The 19,468-nt window shown below is 65.1% G+C and carries 21 protein-coding genes; 4 read left to right on the top strand and 17 right to left on the bottom strand.

Going from position 1 to position 19,468, the window contains the following annotated elements; genetic code table 11:
- Nucleotides 1–3 precede the first annotated feature (3 nt).
- On the top strand, nt 4–666 hold the full coding sequence (locus tag A3M7_RS0111120; protein WP_027544001.1) for a sulfite oxidase-like oxidoreductase: 663 nt from the start codon (nt 4–6) through the stop codon (nt 664–666).
- Nucleotides 667–693: 27 nt separating this feature from the next.
- Nucleotides 694–1,917 (top strand): bifunctional alpha/beta hydrolase/OsmC family protein, encoded by a 1,224-nt coding sequence (locus tag A3M7_RS0111115; RefSeq protein ID WP_027544000.1) that lies wholly within the window; start codon nt 694–696, stop codon nt 1,915–1,917.
- Nucleotides 1,918–1,978: 61 nt separating this feature from the next.
- On the opposite strand, the gene A3M7_RS0111110 is transcribed toward A3M7_RS0111115, so the two are convergent.
- A complete protein-coding gene (locus A3M7_RS0111110; protein ID WP_027543999.1) occupies nt 1,979–3,409 on the bottom strand; it encodes a PLP-dependent aminotransferase family protein in 1,431 nt (476 codons plus the stop codon).
- Between the two features lie 101 nt (nt 3,410–3,510).
- On the opposite strand from A3M7_RS0111110, the gene A3M7_RS0111105 reads away from it, so the two are divergent.
- On the top strand, nt 3,511–4,425 hold the full coding sequence (locus tag A3M7_RS0111105; RefSeq protein ID WP_027543998.1) for a DMT family transporter: 915 nt from the start codon (nt 3,511–3,513) through the stop codon (nt 4,423–4,425).
- On the opposite strand, the gene A3M7_RS0111100 is transcribed toward A3M7_RS0111105, so the two are convergent.
- The 16 genes from A3M7_RS0111100 to A3M7_RS0111025 form a co-directional block, all read right to left on the bottom strand.
- Nucleotides 4,404–5,462 (bottom strand): YeeE/YedE family protein, encoded by a 1,059-nt coding sequence (locus A3M7_RS0111100; protein WP_027543997.1) that lies wholly within the window; start codon nt 5,460–5,462, stop codon nt 4,404–4,406. The genes A3M7_RS0111105 and A3M7_RS0111100 overlap by 22 nt on opposite strands.
- 2 nt (nt 5,463–5,464) lie before the next feature.
- Nucleotides 5,465–6,469, bottom strand: coding sequence for a zinc-binding alcohol dehydrogenase family protein (locus tag A3M7_RS0111095; RefSeq protein WP_027543996.1), 1,005 nt, complete (start codon nt 6,467–6,469; stop codon nt 5,465–5,467).
- A 52-nt stretch (nt 6,470–6,521) separates the two neighbouring features.
- Entirely contained in the window at nt 6,522–7,853 is a 1,332-nt protein-coding gene (gene paaK, locus A3M7_RS0111090; RefSeq protein ID WP_027543995.1) for a phenylacetate--CoA ligase PaaK, read from the bottom strand.
- A 32-nt stretch (nt 7,854–7,885) separates the two neighbouring features.
- Nucleotides 7,886–8,335 (bottom strand): hydroxyphenylacetyl-CoA thioesterase PaaI, encoded by a 450-nt coding sequence (gene paaI / locus A3M7_RS0111085; protein ID WP_027543994.1) that lies wholly within the window; start codon nt 8,333–8,335, stop codon nt 7,886–7,888.
- A gap of 101 nt (nt 8,336–8,436) precedes the next feature.
- A complete protein-coding gene (paaE, locus tag A3M7_RS0111080; protein WP_027543993.1) occupies nt 8,437–9,519 on the bottom strand; it encodes a 1,2-phenylacetyl-CoA epoxidase subunit PaaE in 1,083 nt (360 codons plus the stop codon).
- A 2-nt stretch (nt 9,520–9,521) separates the two neighbouring features.
- Nucleotides 9,522–10,025, bottom strand: coding sequence for a 1,2-phenylacetyl-CoA epoxidase subunit PaaD (gene paaD, locus A3M7_RS0111075; protein ID WP_027543992.1), 504 nt, complete (start codon nt 10,023–10,025; stop codon nt 9,522–9,524).
- Complete coding sequence (gene paaC, locus A3M7_RS0111070) at nt 10,019–10,795, bottom strand: 1,2-phenylacetyl-CoA epoxidase subunit PaaC (RefSeq protein WP_027543991.1); 777 nt, start codon at nt 10,793–10,795, stop codon at nt 10,019–10,021. Before paaC ends, paaD begins: the two co-directional genes overlap by 7 nt.
- Nucleotides 10,795–11,082, bottom strand: a complete 288-nt coding sequence (gene paaB, locus A3M7_RS0111065; protein ID WP_008136594.1) for a 1,2-phenylacetyl-CoA epoxidase subunit PaaB — start codon at nt 11,080–11,082, stop codon at nt 10,795–10,797. The genes paaC and paaB overlap by 1 nt, the downstream gene beginning before the upstream one ends.
- 10 nt (nt 11,083–11,092) lie before the next feature.
- On the bottom strand, nt 11,093–12,085 hold the full coding sequence (paaA, locus tag A3M7_RS0111060) for a 1,2-phenylacetyl-CoA epoxidase subunit PaaA (protein WP_027543990.1): 993 nt from the start codon (nt 12,083–12,085) through the stop codon (nt 11,093–11,095).
- A gap of 76 nt (nt 12,086–12,161) precedes the next feature.
- A complete protein-coding gene (paaX, locus tag A3M7_RS0111055; protein WP_027543989.1) occupies nt 12,162–13,028 on the bottom strand; it encodes a phenylacetic acid degradation operon negative regulatory protein PaaX in 867 nt (288 codons plus the stop codon).
- Nucleotides 13,029–13,236: 208 nt separating this feature from the next.
- Nucleotides 13,237–14,007: an alpha/beta fold hydrolase gene (locus A3M7_RS0111050; protein ID WP_027543988.1), complete on the bottom strand. Its 771-nt coding sequence runs from the start codon at nt 14,005–14,007 to the stop codon at nt 13,237–13,239.
- A 187-nt stretch (nt 14,008–14,194) separates the two neighbouring features.
- Nucleotides 14,195–15,481: a DUF445 domain-containing protein gene (locus A3M7_RS0111045; protein WP_027543987.1), complete on the bottom strand. Its 1,287-nt coding sequence runs from the start codon at nt 15,479–15,481 to the stop codon at nt 14,195–14,197.
- A gap of 165 nt (nt 15,482–15,646) precedes the next feature.
- The gene (locus A3M7_RS0111040; RefSeq protein ID WP_027543986.1) at nt 15,647–16,102 is read right to left on the bottom strand and encodes a phasin; all 456 of its coding nucleotides are present in this window, start codon (nt 16,100–16,102) and stop codon (nt 15,647–15,649) included.
- Nucleotides 16,103–16,315: 213 nt separating this feature from the next.
- Nucleotides 16,316–16,909 (bottom strand): GNAT family N-acetyltransferase, encoded by a 594-nt coding sequence (locus A3M7_RS0111035; protein WP_027543985.1) that lies wholly within the window; start codon nt 16,907–16,909, stop codon nt 16,316–16,318.
- The gene (locus tag A3M7_RS0111030; RefSeq protein ID WP_027543984.1) at nt 16,906–17,988 is read right to left on the bottom strand and encodes an alpha/beta hydrolase; all 1,083 of its coding nucleotides are present in this window, start codon (nt 17,986–17,988) and stop codon (nt 16,906–16,908) included. Before A3M7_RS0111030 ends, A3M7_RS0111035 begins: the two co-directional genes overlap by 4 nt.
- A complete protein-coding gene (locus A3M7_RS0111025; protein ID WP_027543983.1) occupies nt 17,985–18,368 on the bottom strand; it encodes a hypothetical protein in 384 nt (127 codons plus the stop codon). The genes A3M7_RS0111030 and A3M7_RS0111025 overlap by 4 nt, the downstream gene beginning before the upstream one ends.
- Before the next feature lie 168 nt (nt 18,369–18,536).
- Here A3M7_RS0111025 and A3M7_RS0111020 point away from each other — a divergent pair, with 168 nt between their 5' ends.
- Entirely contained in the window at nt 18,537–19,451 is a 915-nt protein-coding gene (locus A3M7_RS0111020) for an alpha/beta fold hydrolase (protein ID WP_027543982.1), read from the top strand.
- Nucleotides 19,452–19,468 lie beyond the last annotated feature (17 nt).

The following is a 19,468-nucleotide window of genomic DNA, read 5'->3' as shown; positions in this document are numbered from 1 at the left end:
CTGATGGCCGACGACAACGAGCCGCCCGACAGCAAGCTGACGCGCACCAAGGAGAAATGGGCGCGCGAGGGCCGCTTCCTCACCGGCAAGATCACGCGTCCGGAAGATCAAAGGCTGCCGCCGGGCCAGCACCTCACCAAGGACTGGCCGGTGCTCGACCTCGGAGTCGTGCCACCGGTCTCGCGTGAGCGCTGGCGGCTCGACGTCTACGGCGCGATCGAACATCCGGTGTTCTGGACCTTCGCCGAGTTCACTGCACAGAAGCAGGCCCAGTTCACCTCCGACATCCACTGCGTGACGACCTGGTCGCGCTACGACAACCTTTGGGAAGGCCTCGCCACGCGGGAGCTGCTCGCCGCCTGCCGGCCGCGCGAGGATGCGCGCTTCGTCGTGCTGCATTCCTATGACGGCTACACCACCAACCTCGCGCTGGACGACTTCGCTGCCGAGGATGCCCTGCTCGCCCATAGCTGGTCCGGCCAGCCACTGACGAAGGAGCATGGCGGCCCGGTGCGGCTGGTCGTGCCGCATCTGTATTTCTGGAAGAGCGCCAAATGGCTCCAGGCGATCGAATTCCTGACCGACGACGCGCCCGGTTTCTGGGAAGTCCGCGGCTATCATAACCGCGGCGATCCCTGGACCGAGCAGCGCTATTCAGGCGACTAAGTTTCAACCAGGAGACGGGGGAAGCCCATGCCGACGGAACGCTTTCAATTCACCGGCGAAGGCGGCCATCAGCTCGCGGCCGCGCTGGAGCTGCCGGATGGTGAACCTTCAGCTTTCGCGCTGTTTGCCCACTGCTTCACCTGCGGCAAGGACACGCTGGCGGCCAAGCGCATCTCGGTCGCGCTCGCTGCCAAGGGCATCGCGGTGCTGCGCTTCGACTTTACCGGCCTCGGCTCCAGCGAGGGTGATTTCGCCAATTCGACGTTCTCCTCGAACGTCGCCGATCTCGTGCGCGCGGCCGATCATCTGCGTTCGACGCGCAGGGCGCCGTCGATCCTGATCGGCCATAGCCTCGGCGGCGCTGCGATCCTCGCCGCAGCCAGCAAGGTTCCCGAGGCGAAAGCGGTGGTGACCATTGCAGCGCCATCTGACCCCGCCCACGTCACCGGCCTGTTCAGGGAGCATGTCGACGCGATCCGCGCACAGGGCGAGGTCGAAGTGTCGCTTGCCGGGCGTCCATTCCGCATCAAGCGCGAATTCCTCGAAGACATCGCCGAGCATGAGCTGATCAAGGACGTCACCGGCCTGCACAAGGCGCTGCTGGTGATGCACTCGCCGGTCGACGACACCGTGGGCATCGACAATGCGACCAAGATCTTCGTCGCGGCCAAGCATCCCAAGAGCTTCGTCTCGCTCGACCACGCCGACCATCTCCTCACCAGGCCGGCCGACGCGCTCTACGCGGCCGACGTGATCGCGGCCTGGGCAAGCCGCTACATCGACGCCGCAAAGCCTGCAAAAGCGATCGATCTCGTCGAGGAGCCGCGCAAGGTGATGGTGCAGGAGACCCGCAAGAGCAAGTTCAATCAGATCATCACCGTCGGGCCGCATCATCTGGTGGCGGACGAGCCGGTCGCTGCCGGCGGCGAGGATGCCGGCCCCGGCCCCTATGACTTCCTGCTCGCAGGCTTAGGGGCCTGCACCTCCATGACCATGCGCCTCTATGCCGACCGCAAGTCGCTGCCGCTCGAGCGCGTCACGGTCACGCTGAAACATTCCAAGATCTACGCCAAGGATTGCGCGGAGTGCGAGACGCGCGAGGGCATGCTCGACCAGATCGAGCGCGACATCGCGATGGACGGCGCGCTCGATGCCGAACAGCGCAAGAAGCTGATGGAGATCGCCGACAAGTGCCCGGTGCATCGCACGCTGACCTCGGAGATCCGCATCGTGACCAAGGCCGTAGACTAACGCCTTATTGTTTGAGCATGATCTTTTCGGAAAACCGCTTCACACTTTTCCGGATCATGCTCTAGAAGCACGATGCCATTGTCCGTATGGCGGCGCTGATCTCGTTCTCGCGCCATGCCGCAAAGCCGAGTAGCAGGCCGTGATCGCGCGGCCGGCCGAGCGCAAGGCTGGACAAGGCGCGCGTCTCGACCCCCGCTTCGACCAGCCCCTTGACCGCGGCCTGATCAGCGCGACCGCGCTTGAGACGCGCGACGAGCTGGATGCCGCCCGAGGGCACTTCGACCGTGAGCACCTCGCCAAGATGGCGCTCCAGTCCCTCGACGAGATGATCGCGGCGTGCGTGATAGAGCCGGCGCATCCGGCGCAGATGCGCGAGGAAATGCCCGTCGGCAATGAACTCGGCCAGCGCTTCCTGAACATGGCTGGCGGCGATCAGTCCGATATGCCGCTGCGCGATCTCCAGGGTGCTGACCAGCGCCGGCGGCACGACGAGATAGCCGAGACGGATATCCGAGGTCATCGCCTTCGAGAACGTACCGACATAGAAAACGCGGCCATGGGCATCGAGCCCCTGCAACGCCGGCACCGGCCGGCTGTCATAGTGAAATTCGCCGTCGTAATCGTCCTCCACGATCCAGGTCTTGCCGGGCTTGCTCATGCCCAAGAACTCGGTGCGGCGGGCCAGCGACATCAGCCGGCCGGTCGGATGCTGGTGCGATGGCGTCATGAAGATCAGCGTTGGAGCCGCAAGGCCCGGCATCCGCTGCATGCCCTGTTCGTCCAGCCTGATGCCGGTCACGCGCGCGCCGGAGGCACGGAAGGCAGCCGCGGCGCCGGGATAGCCGGGATCCTCGACCCAGACCTCGTCACCTTGCGTGATGACGGCAGCTGCGATCAAGGTGAGCGCAGCCTGTGCGCTCGGCAGGATCATGATCTGGTCCGCCGTGGCGCGAACGCCTCTGCTGGTTGCCAGATAATGCGCCAGCGCCTCGCGCAGGCGCGGACGGTTGACGGGGCCGAGCTCGCGCCTGGCCGCACGCACGGCGCTGCGGCGCAGACAGCGCACCCAGACCTCGTTCGGAAACTCCCTGAAATCGCCATGCCCCGGCCGCAGGGGTTTCAGCTGCGCCAGATAGGACATCGGCCAGTCCGCCTGCTTGAGCTTCGAGGCCCAGGGAGAGAGGCGCGGCGTGCCGGCGCGGACACGTGATGTCGCGGCGCCAGCTGCTACGATACGCTCACCGCCGTCGACCGTCACGACCGGGCGCCGCCCGCGCGACGCAGCCAGATATCCTTCGGCGGCAAGCTGCTCGAACGCATAGGTCACGGTGTTGCGGGAGACGCCGAGATCGCTCGCAAGCTGTCGGCTCGACGGCAGCCCGCGGCCCCTGCCGATGCGGCCGCTTCCGATCAGCTCCCTGAGCTGGCTCGTCAGTTGAGCCATTAGCCCTTCCTCGCCGGTCCGCTTCAGCTCGATCAGGCCGGCGATCATCTCTTCTGGAACTGGCACCTTATTCCTTCGCGATCTGGCACTTTTGCTGGTGCCAGCTCGGATGCTATCCGCCAGGCCGGACTGCTTCAAGGACCTCCGAAATGAACTCCCTGTCACCCCGCGCCGCCGTCGGCCTGTTCCTCATCGTCGTGCTGGCCTGGGGCGTGAACTGGTCGGTGACGAAGCAGCTCGTCCAGTTCCTCTCCCCGCTGTGGGCTTCAGCGATCCGGAGCTGGATCGCGCTGGCCGGACTGTTCGTGATCCTCGGACTGAGCAACAATCTGGTGATCCCGGACCGGCGCGACATTCCTGTGGTCCTGAGCGTGGCGGTGCTGCACATGACGGTGTTCTCGGTCCTGGTTGCGGCCGGTGTGCGCTTCCTGCCCGCGAGCAAGGCCATCGTGCTCGGCTACACCACACCGCTCTGGGTCGCGATCGCCGCGCCCCTGCTGGCGAAAGATACACTGACCGCGCCCAAACTCGCCGGCGCGCTGCTTGGGTTGATCGGCCTTGCCGTGATTCTGAACCCGGCATCGATCGACTGGACCAATACCAACGTCGTGCTCGGCGCCGGCATGGTCATCCTGGCCGCGATCTCCTGGGCCGCGAACATCATCTATATTCGCGCGCATCGCTGGATCGCCTCTCCGCTCCAGCTGCTGATCTGGCAGGTACTCGTCGCAACGATCGTCCTGACTGTTAGCGCAGCAATCGCGGACGGCCTGCCACACGCAGAATGGTCATGGAGGCTCGTGCTCCTGTTCCTCTATTCCGGCCTGATCGGGACGGCGCTTGCCTATTGGGCGATGTCGATGGTCAACAAGAGCATCTCGGCGCTGACGACGTCTCTCGGCACGACGGCGACACCACTCGTCGGCATCGCCAGTGCGGCGATCCTGCTGGGCGAACCGATCGACATGAGCCTTGCTGTCGCGGCCGGACTGATCGTCGCCGGCATCGGCCTGGCAACGCTCGGGGATCGTCTGCTGCGCAGTCAGGCCATCGCGAGAGGTTGAACGCGCAGCACGCCGCGCAGGCCTGCCGTCGTGCCGAGCAGGATGCCGGCGAGCGCAACGAACGAGCCCAGCGCCAGCGTCGACACGCCAGTGAGCCCCTGTCCGATCGAGCAGCCGAACGCCATCACGCCGCCGGTGCCCATCAGCGCGGCGCCGCTGCCTGAGCGCAGCATGTGGCGCGGCGATGAATAGCCTTCGAGCTTGAAGCGACCCGTAGCGAGTGCCGTCGCCAGACTGCCGGCGAAGACGCCGGCAACCGTCGCGATGCCGAAATTCAGCGTCAGGCCGGTCGAGAGCATGGCATATTGCAGGCTATCGGCGATCGGCGCGACGAAGGTGAGCGAGGTCACGGGGACGGGATTGAAGTCGTCGGCGCCGAGATAGCCGGTGACGAACCAGCCGCTCGCAACGAGGACACCGACGATGACGCCCGCCGCGATCTGGCCCGGCGAACGGCGAAACACCGGGTGGGCGAACGCGAACAGGATCAGGGCGACGACGATCCCGGCTGCGGCAATCGCCCGCGAGAGAGCTTCAGAGGGACCGAGCGCCGCCAGCAGCGACGGCAGCGAATTCGTGTTGACCGTGGTTTGCGAGGCCTGAACCAGCGCAATGCGCGCCGGCGCGATCAGGCCCTTGAGCGTCATCTGCGCGGCGATGGCGAGCACGATCACGACGACGAAGGAACGGAGATTACCGCGGCCGAGCAGCACCAGCGCGCGCGAGCCGCAGCCGTTCGACAGCACCATGCCGTAGCCGAACAGCAGGCCGCCGAGGAACAGCACCGGCGCCGAGAAGGATTGTTGCAGGTAGATCGACTTGCCGAGATCGACGGCGCCGCTGCCGGCCAGGACCTGGCTCGCGGCGATCGCGACAGCGATCGCCAGCGCATAGGACCGCACCAGCCGGCCGTCTCCTTCGGCGAGGAATCCGCGCATGCTGCTCATCAGGCAGAAGCCGCTGAGCAGACCCACGGCGCCGTAAATGAGCCCGATGACGAGGCCGGCGAGGATGACGAGTTGGGCGGACGAGTCCATGACTACGGCTTCAGGATCACGCGATCCCGCGAAGAGCCGGCGACCGCGACATACGCCTCCTTGGCGCGCTCCAGCGGATAGACGGCATTCGCCTTGATCGGAAACGGTCTCAGGTGACCGCTTGCAAAGCCGGGGCCGAGGTCACGTAGCACCGCGCCTGTCGCCGTCGAAGACAGGCCGAGCGTGTCGATGCCGACATAGGTGTGCTGGCCCCGGTAGAATTCGAGGATGTTGAACTGCACGATGCGGTCGATCGCGGCGATCAGGATCTGGCGGCCGCGCAAGGCGAGCGACTTGTGCGCAGCCTGGAAATAGGGATCGCCGACCGTGTTGAAGACGATGTCGGCGCCCTTGCCGCTGGTCAATTCCCGCACGCGCGCGGCGACATCGGTCGCGGAGGCGTCGATCACCTCGATGGGCGCGTTGGCGTGGCCTTCATAAGCTTCCGCCTTGCGCACCACGCCGATGACGCGCGCACCCTGCCAGGTCGCGATCTGCACCGCGGCCTGGCCGACCTTGCCGTTGACGCCGAACACCAGCACCGTCTCGCCGCTCTTCGGCACGCCCGCGCGGCGAAAGCCTTCCATCGCGGTGACGAAGGGAACGCCGATGCCGGCAGCCTCCTCCCAGGACACCGTCTTGGGTTTCTCCACGATCGCGTCGAGCTCGACGACGAGATGGCTGGCATGGGTGCCGTCGCGGCGGATGCCGAGATCGCCGGAGGAACCGAACACTTCGCGGCCGACGGTGCCGGCCGGGCCATCGATCACCACGCCGGCATAATCGCGGCCCGGCGTGCGCGGGAATACGGCATAGGGCATCAGCCCGGTCGCGGCCTTGACGTCGGACGGATTGACGGCGGCGGCCTTCACCTCGATCAGGAGATCGTTTGGACCGCGCGCGAGCGTCTGACGCTCGACAACCGGCGCAAGCGCAGCCGCATTCTCGGCCTTGGCATTGAGGCGCACACAGCGCGCTTCGACGGCTTTGGTATCGGCTGGTGACATCGAAAAGACCCGCGATTTCTCGCGGGCCTTGTCGCCCTTACGGGTGGTCAAGTCAATCCTTCGGCCGCTTGTCGTAGAGGCGCCTGGCCTTGCCGAGCGAACGCTCCAGCGTGGCGGGCGCCACCACCCGCACATTGGAGCTGATGCCGATCGTGTTCTTGATGTGGGTCGCGATCCGGTCGGCATGGTCGACGAGACCGCGGCCGTCCCAGCTTTCGGGCCGGGCCTCGGCGATGATGGTCAGCTCGTCCATGCGGCCTTCGCGGGTCAATTCGAGGATGAAGTGGCCGCCGCACCAGTCGGTGGCGAGCAGCACCTCCTCGATCTGGGTCGGGAACAGGTTGACGCCGCGCAGGATGATCATGTCGTCCGAGCGGCCCGTCACCTTCTCCATGCGCCGCATGCCCGGCCGGGCCGTGCCCGGCAGCAGCCGTGTCAGGTCGCGGGTGCGATAGCGGATCACCGGGAAAGCTTCCTTGGTGAGCGAGGTGAAGACCAGCTCGCCCTTCTCGCCATCCGGCAGCACCGCGCCCGTCTGGGGGTCGATCACTTCGGGATAGAAGTGGTCTTCCCAGATGTGCAGGCCGTCCTTGGTCTCGATGCACTCCTGCGCGACGCCGGGGCCGATCACCTCGGACAGGCCGTAGATATCGGTCGCATCCATGTCGAAGGCGTCCTCGATCTCGCCGCGCATCGCATTGGTCCAGGGCTCGGCGCCGAAAATGCCGACCTTGAGCGAACACTGCCGCGGATCGAGCTTCTGGCGCTTGAACTCGTCGAGGATCGCCAGCATGTAGCTCGGCGTCACCGTGATGATGTCGGGGCGGAAATCGTTGATGAGCTGCACCTGCCGCTCGGTCATGCCGCCGGAGATCGGAACCACCGTGCAGCCGAGCTTTTCGGCGCCGTAGTGCACCCCGAGCCCGCCGGTGAAGAGGCCGTAGCCATACGCGTTATGAATGATCATGCCGGTGCGGCCGCCGGCGGCGCGGATCGACCGCGCCATGACTTCCGACCATGTATCGATATCGCGTTGGGTGTAGCCGACGACGATCGGCTTACCCGTCGTGCCGGAGGAGGCATGCACGCGCACCAGCTTTTCGCGCGGCACCGCGAACATGTTGAAAGGATAATTGTCGCGCAAATCCGTTTTCACCGTGAACGGAAACTTCGCGAGATCGGAGAGCTCGCGAAAGTCGGACGGGTGCACGCCCGCCTTGTCGAAGGCGTTGCGATAATGCGCGACGTTGTCGTAGGCGTGCTTCAGCGACCAGCCCAGCCGCTGCTTCTGCAACGCCATGATCTCGTCGCGCGAGGCGCGCTCATGCGCGTCCATCTCGGCACTATAGGTGGTGCCACCTTCCTTGAGCCTGGTCAGAGCCATCCTCGTTTCCCCACATTGGTCTGTTCTTTTCTTTACTTGTCTTGTGCCGGCAGCCACGTTCCGGGAATGACGCGCGAATGCCCGCGGAATTCCGCGATGACGGTGTCGCCTGCGGTGACACGCACGTCGTAGATCCCCGAGCGGCCGCTGCGGCTGATCTCCCGCGCCTTCGCAATGAGCCGATCGCCGAGCTTGCCGGGCTTGATGAAGGTGATCTGGCCCTGCGCCGCGACCACACGCTCATTGTGCGAGTTGCAGGCAAACGCAAAGGCAGAATCTGCGAGCGTGAAGATGAAGCCGCCATGGGCGATGCGCTGACCGTTGACCATGTCCGGCCGCACCGTCATGGCCAGCGTCGCAAGGCCTGGACCGATCTCGACGATCTCCATGCCGAGACCTTTGGAGGCATCGTCCTCCGCCCACATCGCATCGGCGCAGGCGCGGGCAATATCCTCAGGCGACAGGGCGGCTTTGACGTTCACGCGCTTCTCCCGGCCAATTGCTTGCACATGATGTTCTGCCGGTTGGTTCAGGGTGTCAAATAATGCGACGCATTTGCATTGTTGGGCACTGACCCGCCCGATCAGACATGGTCATAGTCGACCACGACCCGCTCCGACGATGGCTTCGCCTGGCAGGTCAGGACGAAGCCGGCCTTCAGCTCCCACGGCTCCAGCGAATAGTTGATGTCCATCGGCGCCTCGCCCTCGACCAGCTTGGCGCGGCAAGTGGAGCACATGCCGCCCTTGCAGGCGAAGGGCAGATCGACGCCGGCGCGCAGCGCGGCATCGAGGATCGCTTCGTCCTCGGCGACCGGCACGTCGCGTCGCTTGCCGTCGATGATCAGCGAGGCGATCGCCTTCGGCGGCGCATCGGGCGCAACGACCTTCTTCGGCCGCGGCTTGCCGCCGAATTCCGAGACGAAGCGCTCGACGTGGATGCGCTCCTCCGCGATACCGAGATCGCGGCAGGTCGCCTCGATGTCCTCGCTCATGCCAGACGGACCACAGATGAAGACGTGATCGATGCTTGCCGCCGGCACCAGCGAGCGCAGCAGCACCCTCACCTTGTCGCCGTCGAGCCGGCCATGCAGGATCGGGATGTCCTGCTCCTCGCCGGAGATGACGTGAAAGATCGAGAGGCGGTCGATGAACCGGTCCTTGAGCTCCTCGAGCGGCTCGAGGAACATGATGTTGTCGGTCGTACGATTGCCGTAGAACAGGAAGAAGCGGCCAGCCGGTTCGCGTGCGAGCACGCCCTTCACGATCGACAGGATCGGCGTGATGCCGGAACCTGCGGCAAAGCCGACATGGATCCGCCCCGTATCGGCCGGCGCGACCACGCCGAAGCGGCCCGTCGGCGTCATCACGTCGAGCTCGTCGCCGCATTTGAGTTCATCAGCGGCCCAGCTCGAAAACGCACCGCCATCGACCTTCTTCACCGCGATGCGGATCTCGCCATCGTCGGGACCTGAGCAGATCGAATAGGAACGGCGCACCTCTTCACCGTCCAGCATCGTGCGGAGCGTGAGGTACTGCCCGGGCGTGAAAGCATAATCGCTGGCGAGTTCGCCGGGGATGGCGAAGGTCATCGAGATGGCGTCGGAGGCCTCGCGGCGGAGATCGTTGACGGCCAGGCGATGGAAACGCGGTGCGGCTGCTGACATGGTCAATGACACTTGAAGTAATCGAAGGGTTCGCGGCAGGCCTTGCAGCGCCACAGCGCCTTGCAGGAGGTCGAGCCGAATTGGGACAACAGCTCGGTCCTCACAGAGCCGCATTGCGGGCACGCGACAGACTGCTCACCGAACAGCGCGCGGCGCGAGCTTGAGGCCTGCGGCGGCGCAATGCCGTAGGCGCGCAACTTCCGCCGCCCCTCCTCGCTCATCCAGTCGGTGGTCCAGGCCGGCGACAGCACCGTGCGTACCTTTGAGCCGCGGAAGCCGGCGCGCTCCAGCGCGACCTCGATTTCGAGCGCGATCATGTTCATGGCCGGGCAACCCGAATAGGTCGGGGTGATCGCGACCTCGACATGGTCGCCGTCGAGCACGACATCGCGGAGCACGCCGAGATCGGCGATCGTCAGCACCGGGATTTCCGGATCGACCACGCCCGCCGCGGCATCCCAGGCGCGCTGGCGCAGATCGGCACTGCTCTCGAGCACCGTCACCATGTCTGCCCCGGGAAGGTACGCTGCATCGATTGCAGCTCCGACAGGAGATGGCCGAGATGCTCGCTGTGCCGGCCCACGCGGCCGCCCTGCTGCATCCAGTCGTTCTGCGGCAGCGTGAGCGTGGCTTCGCTGACGACATCGGAGAGCATCTGCAGCCAACGCCCGCGCAAGACACCGGGATCGATGGCGACACCCGCATGGATCAGGGCGCGTTCGCCGTCGTCGACGGCAAACATCTCACCGGTGAAGGCCCAGAGATGGTCAATCGCGGCTTGCGCTCGTCGATGGCTCTCGTCCGTGCCGTCGCCGAGCCGGATGATCCATTCGGAGGCATGACGCAGATGATAGGCGCTCTCCTTTTCGGACTTGGCGGCAATGGCGGCGAGCGTCACATCGCGTGAGGCCATCATCGCGCGCCAGTAGAGATCGGCAAAGGCGGAATAGAAGAACTGCCGCACCAGGGTCTGGGCGAAGTCGCCGTTGGGCTGCTCGACCAGCAGCAGATTGCGGTACTGCCTGATGTCGCGCAGGTAAGCCAGCTTGTCCTCGTCGTTGTCCTTGCCTTCGGCCTTGGCCGCATAGGTGTAGAGCTCGCGTGCCTGGCCGATGAGGTCGAGCGCGATGTTGGAGAGCGCCATGTCCTCTTCCAGCATCGGCGCATGTCCACACCATTCCGACAGCCGATGACCGAAGATCAGTGCATCGTCGGCGCGGCGCAGGACGTAGAGCACCAGCGGCGTTTCGGAGACCTGGGTGTTGGCGATCGGCATCACATATGCCCCACTTCCTCAGGCACCTCATAAAATGTCGGATGCCGGTAGATCTTCGACTCCGCCGGCTCGAACATCATGCCCTTCTCGGCGGGGTCGCTCGCGGTGATCGCAGTGGACGGCACGACCCAGATCGACAGGCCCTCGCCGCGGCGGGTGTAGATGTCGCGGGCGGCCTGGAGCGCCATGGTGGCATCGCTCGCATGCAGCGATCCCACATGCTTGTGCGCGAGCCCGTTGCGGCTGCGAATGAAGACTTCCCACAGCGGCGTGTTCGGCGTGGCCATCGTGATCTCCCTATTCGGCCGCTTGAGCGGTCTGGCGACGTGCGCGCTTGGCGGCGTAGCTAGCTGCCGCCTCGCGCACCCAGGCGCCCTCGTCGTGCGCCCTGCGGCGCGCGGCAAGCCGATCGCGGTTGCACGGGCCGTTGCCGGCGAGCACCTGCTTGAATTCGGTCCAGTCGATCTCGCTGTAGCGCCAGTGCCCGTCGGCATCCTGCGTCATGCCGGGATCGGGAATGGTGAGGCCGAGATATTGCGCCTGCGGCACGGTGGCATCGACGAATTTCTGGCGCAGCTCGTCATTGGAGAAGCGCTTGATCTTCCACTTCGTCGAGGTGTCGCTGTGCTGGCTCGTGGCATCGGGCGGGCCGAACATCATCAGCACCGGCCACCACCAGCGGTTCAGCGCATCCTGCGCCATCGCCTTCTGCTCGTCCGAGCCGCGGCACAGCGTCAGCATGATCTCGTAGCCCTGGCGCTGGTGGAACGACTCCTCCTTGCAGACGCGGATCATCGCGCGCGCATAGGGACCGTAGGAGCAGCGGCACAGCGGGATCTGGTTCATGATCGCAGCACCGTCGACCAGCCAGCCGATGGTGCCGATGTCGGCCCAGGTCAGCGTCGGATAGTTGAAGATGGAGGAGTACTTGGCCTTGCCGGCGAGCATGGCGTCGACCAGCTCCTCGCGCGAGGTGCCAAGCGTTTCGGCGGCGGCGTAGAGATAGAGCCCGTGGCCACACTCGTCCTGCACCTTGGCAAGCAGCGCAGCCTTGCGGCGCAAGGTCGGCGCGCGCGTGATCCAGTTGCCTTCGGGCAGCATGCCGACGATTTCGGAATGGGCGTGCTGGGAGATCTGCCGGGTGAGCGTCTTGCGATAGGCCGCCGGCATCCAGTCGTTCGGCTCGATGCGTTCCTCCGCATCGATGCGAGCCTGGAATTGCGCAGCCCTGGCCGCGTCCTCAAGACCGCGATCCTCGGTCTCGGCCGTGTTCAGCGCCTGGGTGTACATGCGCATCCTCCCGCTTTATTGGGAGACAATATATAACATAAATTACGTCATGCAAGATATTTCTGTAACATAAAGATCAGGCGCCGAACCTCCGTTCCAGGAGTTTTCGCGCCGCCGGCAATGGCCCTTTTTCATTGGTTCCATGGCCATCAAGCCATTGTTCGGACGGAGCAAGCAGCGCGCGATAGATCTCGCCGCAGAGTTCGCGGGCGGCCCTGCCCGGCCAATCCGCGGGAAGCAGGCTCTCGGGCAGCAGCGGATCGCGCAGCACGACGCGGCGATAGTGGTGGATCAGCAGGATCCGGGCGGTGAAGGCGTCGGCGTCGGCGAGAGTCGTTCCGCGGCCGATCGCGGCGTGCAGCGGCTCGAATGTCTTCATGAACCTCAGATAGGCGTCCGCGGTGCGATCGAGCGGCCAGCTGGCGCTGAGCAGGCGGCGCCCGCTGTCGTCCTCGGCAGAGACCTCAAGACGGATAGCGCCCGCAGCCTCGTCCGGCACCGGCACGCCCGACGGCGCAACCCATACGCCCGGCAGCGGGCTGCCGAAGCCGGCATTGCGAAGCGCCTCGCGCGAGGCATCGCGGTCCTCGCCATTGCCGATCAGCAGCAACTCGAAACGCCCGGTCCAGTTCGACGATGGTGGATCGTAGATGTGGCGCGTCGCGGCCTCGAAGGTCTGATGGCCTTTGTCGGCGAGCCGATAGAAACTGTTGCGGCCGACCTTTTCACGCGTCAGCCAGCCGTCGGCCGCCAGGCGCGACATCGCGGTGCGTACCACACCGCTGTCGATGTCCAGGCTTTCGAAGAATTCCAGCAGCGTGCCGAGCCACACCGAGCCGCCGCGCGGCACGATGGCGTCGCCGAACACGGTGATGACGATGGAGCCGGTGCGCGACGGCTCGCGCTTGAGCTGGTCGATGATGCGGGACAATGGATGCGCCATGCGCGAGGCATAGCGCGTTTGATGCGGGCGCGACAATGGACGGGAGCGACGCTTCTTTCCTCCCTCTCCCCGTTCTTACGGGGAGAGGGTTGGGGTGAGGAGCTGCATCAGCAGACTCATTGGGAGATGGACTCGCGGAGACTCCCCCTCACCCGCCACGCTTCGCGTGTCGGCCTCTCCCCGCACCCGGGGAGAGGCGAAGGAAGCATCACCGATGCGGATCGGGATACGCCAGGCTGCGCCAGCCGCTGCGGTCGAAGGGCATCCACTGGCCTTCCTTCTGCGCAAGCCGGTCAGCTACGGCATAGACCGCGGCGGGGTGATGCCCCATGCCGCAATGGCTGCTCTCGATCTCGATGCTCTCGGTCTGCGCGCCCGACTTCTCCATGCAGCCTTGCCAGGCGCAGACGCCGTCGGTGCGGCTGAAGATGGCGGTGGTCGGCACCGGCGGCGGCACGGCGAGTTCGCCGCCGAAGCGCGGATCGACCTGATCGGCCTTCTGCCCGCTTGCCCATTCGTAGACACGCCAGGCATTGGTGGAGCGCGGATCGCCGGCAAAGGGGCTGCCGAGGGTGATCACCTGGCGCACGCGCGCGGGCATCATCTTGGCGAGCTGGCGCGCATAGAGGCCGCCGAGGCTCCAGCCGACCAGGCTGATCTTGCGGCCATGGGTGTCGCTGAGCTCCTGGACCAGATCGACCATCGCATGCTGCACGCCCGGACGCAGGCCGTAGTTGCGGCCCTGGCGCCAGCCGCTCACCGCGTAGCCCTTGCCGGACAGAAACGTGCGGAGCGCGCGGGTGGACGCATCGGAGGCGACAAGGCCCGGGAGCACCAGCACCGGATGCCCATCGCCGCGCGGCGCGAGGCTCAGCAGCGGCAGCGCACCGAGGAATGCGCCGAACTCGTGGATCGCGCGCCCTTCCAGAAACATCAGGGTACGGGACGGCGGGCGCAGCGTCTGGGCAGTAGCGGTCATCAATGTTTCCCTTGGGAAGGCGCCGGGCGCGATGCCGGCAATGGGCATGAATTCCAATACGCCGGTTTCTTGAACGTTCCGCAGCGCAACATGAATCAGCTAGGCGGCCGGTTCCCGACATTCAAGCGGGAGAGACGCGGGGCCACAATAGGCCCGCGCGTTAATGCTAACGTCCGTGACGCAAAAGTCACAGCAATCGAAGCAGCAATTCTACGGAGTAGAGCGCAAGTCCGGCCAGGCCGCCGATCAGCGAGCCATTGAAGCGGATGTATTGCAGGTCGCGGCCGATGTTGATTTCAATCAGCGAAATCAGCTGCGCCATGTCCCACGCCTTGACCTGGTCGGAGATGAAGGTGGAGACGCCGCTCTTCTGATCCGCAACGAAGCTGCGCAGGACCGTCACCAGACCCTTGTTGATCTCGCCGCGCAGTTCGGCATCGCCGGCGAGAGCCTCACCCGCGGCGACGAACATGCCGGCGAGATGATGCTGCAGCACCTGCGTCTCGCCGGAGGCGCTGCGCTCGATGAAGGAGCGTGTGTTGGCCCAGACGGTGCGGGCAAGCTCAGCAAGCTCGGGCCGCGCCAGCAGATCGCGTTTCAGGCCATCGATGCGATCGATATAGGCCTGGTCGGTGCCGAGCCGGTCGACGAAGCTCAGCACCATGCGGTCGAACTCGCCGCGGAACGGATGTCTGGCATCGCTGCGCACCTCATTGAAGAAAGCGGTAGCGGACGCCACGATCTTGTTCACCAGAAACTTGTCGGCGCGGTAGAGCCTGAGCAGGGTCGGCAATTCCGCGCGCACCTTCTCGCGGATCATCGCCATCGTCTCCTTCTGGTTCAGCGTCTCGTGCATCACGCGCAGGAGATCGTCGAACAGGATCTGGTGCCGCCCCTCCGCGACGAAGCCGCGCAACGTGCCGGCCGCGAGCGGCGCAAGGTCGATCGCCTGGAGTTGCGAGGACATGCGGCGGATGATGAAGGTCATCAGGCCCGAGCTTTCGGTCGCGGAGAAGGCCTCCGGCAGCAGGCGCAGCGCAAAACGCGCGAGATCATCGCTGCGCTTGCGGTCGCGCAGCCAGTCGGCAACGAAGGAGCCGAAATCGATCTCGTTCAGCTTGGCCTCGACGGGGCCGGCCTCGAGGAAATGCACCTGGATGAATTCGCCAAGCTTGTCGGCGATTCGGGCCTGGTTGCTCTGGATGATCGCGGTATGCGGGATCGGCAGGCCGAGCGGCCGCTTGAACAGCGCGACCACGGCATACCAGTCGGCGAGCCCGCCGATGGTCGCAGCTTCCGCGAAGGCCGCGATGAAGCCGAACACGGGATGCACGGGCAGCAGCCACTTCGCGACGACGAACAAGGCCAGCGTCGAGGCGAGCACCAACGTCGCCAATGCTTTCACACGGCGCAACTCGGCCGCGCGTTCGGCGTCGCCGGGAGTGTCGAAGGAGAAGGTGGCGGGCGGGGTCATGGCTGCATCACAGTACTCGTCATTGCGAGCGAAGCGAAGCAATCCAGTCTGTCTCCGCGGAAAGACTCTGGATTGCTTCGCTTCGCTCGCAATGACGGCGCCGCAAGAAAACAAAAGGCCCGCCGAAGCGGGCCTCAAAATTCAGTTTGTCAACGCGACGCGCAATCAGGCGGTCTTGTTGTAGACCTTGGCAAAGTTGTCCTGAGCGGACTTCGCGCCGTTGGCGGCAAGCTTGCCGAGATAGTCGGTGGTCGCCTTGGCGCGCGAGACGAGCGCTTCGCCGCGGGAGCGGAGCAGGCTCGACTGGATCTCGACGGCTTCGCTGAACGACTTGGCGGACGCGAGCTTGTCGATGCCCGAGAAGAACGCCTCGGCGTCCTCGTAGATCGCCTGCTGGATGTTGCGGCTGATCTTGCCGGCCTCGGTGACGGACTCGGTCACCGCGTTCTCGACGGCGGCAGTCACGCGCTCGGAGCCAGCGAACACCTCGGCAGCACGGTCCTTGGCGGTGTTGGCGGTCTTCTTGACGAACTCGCGGGCGGCCTCGGGAACTTCCAGGTTCTGGATGTTCTTGAAAGCGTCCTTGAAGCCCTCGAAGGCAGTGTTGGTTTCAGTGGTCATGGGGTTCTCTCCATCCTCATTGGGTTGAGCTATGGGCTCACCCCGTCCTCATTGGCCCGGGGCACGGCTTATATGACATAATTAATGGTGCGATGCAATATTCATATTGCACTGCGATATCACGAAATCGTGAAAAGCATGATTGGGAGGCAATATGATGCCTCCTTGACCAATTGGTTCCCGAGCAACGGTGCCCGGCCGGTCTTTGTGATCCTAGTGCTGGACGGCGCCTGGCAGCCCATAGGCCTCCATCTGGGCCTGGACCTGCGCGATGTTGTGGCCGAGCACGACAATGTCGTGGGTCTTGCCGTCGACGTCGCGGACGTGGTCGCGCAGCAGCGCCTCGGCCTTGAAGCCGAGGCTTTCGAACAGCGCGATCGCCGCCTGCTGGTCGACCGTCATCTGGACCGAGAGCTTTTCCAGGCCTGCGCCGAGCGCGAGCGCAAAGGTCTCCTGCGACAGCGCCCGCCCCACCCCCTTCCCGCGCACGTCGAGTGAGACCACCATGCGGATCTCGCCGACATGGGGCGACCAGGAATGCGGATCGCGCACCAGCGTGCCGCAGCCGACGACCTTGCCGTCCTTCACCGCGAGCAAGCTCGTGATCGCACCTCGCTCGATCTCCTTGACCCAGGCCGAGAGCACTTTTGGCTCGCTGATGTTGCGTGGCAGGAAAAGGAGATCGTGCGTCGGCAGGCCCTTGCCGAAGGCGAGCACCGCGGCTTCGTCCGCAGGCGACATCAGGCGGATCTCGATCTCGCCGGCGTCGGTCTTGACCTGACGCGGATAGGAACGCTGCTCACTCATGTCGATCTCTTCCCCAGCCAGGAGTCCAGTTTCGGCCACAGCCGCTTCACCGCGTTGGCGCCGGCGACCAGCGAGACGTGACCGCCTTTCAGCATCACCTCCTCCTTGTCCGCCGATCCAATCTTCGCGATCAGGTGCTTTGCCGCATCATAGGGCACGATGTGGTCGTGCTCAGCGACCGCATGCAGGAACGGAACCTTGATGTCTTCGAGCTTCGCCGCGCGGCCGCCGACCGACATGGTGTCGTTGAACAGCTTGTTGTCCCACATCAGGTCCTTGGTGATGGTGCGGAAATATTCTCCAGCCAGCGGCAGCGTATCGGTCGCCCAGCGATCGAACATCCGGTAGGACTTGACGAACTCGTCGTTCCAGATGTTTTCCCAGAGCTGGATCTGGCTCACCGTGCGCGAGGCCGGACGCAGCATCTCGAACGAGGACAGGATCATCTCCGGCGGAACGTTACCGACGCTGTCGACGAGGCGATCGACGTCGAAATAGCGGCGGTCGGAGAAATTGGAGAACAGCTTCATCTCGCGGAAGTCGATCGGTGTGGTGAAGCAGATCAAGTTCTTCATCGGCCCGTCCTTGTGGATCGAGCCATAGAGCAGCGACAGCACGCCGCCGAAGCAGTAGCCGATGACGGAGACGTCCTGCTCGCCGGAATCCGCCTGCACACGGCGGACGCAATCCGGGATGAAGTCGAGGACGTAGTCCTCCATGCGCAGGCTCTTCTCTTCCGGACGCGGCGCGCTCCAGTCGAGCATGTAGACGTCGTAGCCGCGCCTCAGGAGGAACTCGATGAAGCTCTGGCCGGGCACGAGGTCGAGGATGTAGCCGCGATTGGTGGTCGCCATCACGATCAGCACCGGCACGCGGTAGATCTCGTCCGACATCGGCCGATAGTGGTAGAGGCTCATCGTGCCGCGCGAATGCAGCACGTCTTTCGGCGTCGAGCCGAGCGTCGGGCCGGAGGTCGAGAAATATTCGACGCCCTTGATGCTGCGCTGGATTGCGCGCTGCACCTCGGACTGGATGCGCTCCGGGATGGAAGCGAAATCAAGTCCCGTCGCCGCGTTCATTTGGGCTCTCCGCCTTCGGAGGGCGGGCGTTTCGTCCGCGGCGGCCGCAGCGCACCGTCGACGCCTTGCGACAGTCCGGAACCGGCCGCCATCTGGCTCAGCATCGACTTCATCTCGCCGATCTGGGCCTCGATGGACTGTAGCCGTTCCGCAAGACCCGTGACCTGCTCCCGGCTCGGCAGATTCATACTGACAAGGTACTTCTCCATGAGCTCGCCGAGCTGCTTCTGAGCACCTGCAGCAACGCCGCCGGCCCGATTCATCGCTTGCGAGAACTCAGGCGACGACATGGCTTGATTGGCGAAAGAGTTGAACCCCTTCTCCATCTCGCCAACCATCTTCTGCCACACCGCAACGGGGTCGTTGGTCTTGTCGGTCATCGGCGTCCTCCTGAAATCGAGAGCTGCGATGCCCTTCTTTTTTCGCCATACGACACCGTTGCGCGGTGCCGGTCAACCGGCAAGCAGCGGATGCGCTGATGCGCACGCCGCTTCTTTGCGGCGGGAAACCGTGCGATACAGCATCGATCAACAGGAGGGACCGCGCCCGTGAACGCCCATCAGCCGCCCCAGACCGTCCGCGCCAACGGCATCGACATTTGCTACGAGAGTTTCGGCGACGACAACGCCGAGCCGCTGTTGCTGATCATGGGGCTCGGGGCGCAGATGATCCATTGGGACGACGCGTTCTGCGAGCAGCTCGCCGCGCACGGCTTTCGCGTGATCCGCTTCGACAATCGAGACATCGGCAAGTCGAGCCATCTGACGGGCGGCAAACGCCTGACGCCGCTCGAGCTGCTGAAGCTGCGCTTCCTCAAGATTCCCGTCGCCGCGACCTACAAGCTGATCGACATGGCCAGGGACACCGTCGGCCTGATGGACGCGCTCGGCATCAAGTCGGCGCATCTGGTCGGCGCCTCCATGGGCGGCATGATCGCGCAGGAGGTGACGCTGTCGTTTCCCGCGCGCGTGCGCTCGCTGACCTCGATCATGTCGACCACAGGCAATCCGCGCGTGCCGCCGCCGACACGCGAGGCCGCCGCGATGCTGATGGCACCGCCGCCGCGCAGCAAGGAGGAGTTCATCGTCCGCTTCGGCCAGACCTGGAAGGTGCTGCGCGCCGGGTCCTTTCCGGAAGAGGAAGCGCGCGATCCTGGTCGTGCCGAGCGCGTGTTCGCGCGCGGGCTCAATCCGGCCGGCGTCGGCCGGCAGCTCCGTGCCGTGCTTGCGTCCGGCAGCCGCAAGGAGCGGCTGCACGGCCTGAAGACGCCGACGCTGGTGATCCACGGCACGGTTGATCCCCTGGTCCATCCCGAAGGCGGCAAGGACACGGCCGCCTCGATCCCCGGCGCAAAGCTGTTGATGATCGAGGGCATGGGCCACGCGCTGCCGATGCGCTTCTGGCCCGAGATCATCGGGGCCATCGACAAGCACGCGCATGGTGCGGCAGCACAGGCGGCGTAGACCGACGCGAGCAGTCT

The sequence above is a fragment of the Bradyrhizobium sp. WSM2254 genome, assembly GCF_000472645.1.
Lineage (GTDB): Bacteria > Pseudomonadota > Alphaproteobacteria > Rhizobiales > Xanthobacteraceae > Bradyrhizobium > Bradyrhizobium niftali.
Note: the sequence above shows the minus strand (reverse complement) of the source record. Positions and strands in the feature narration are given on the sequence as shown.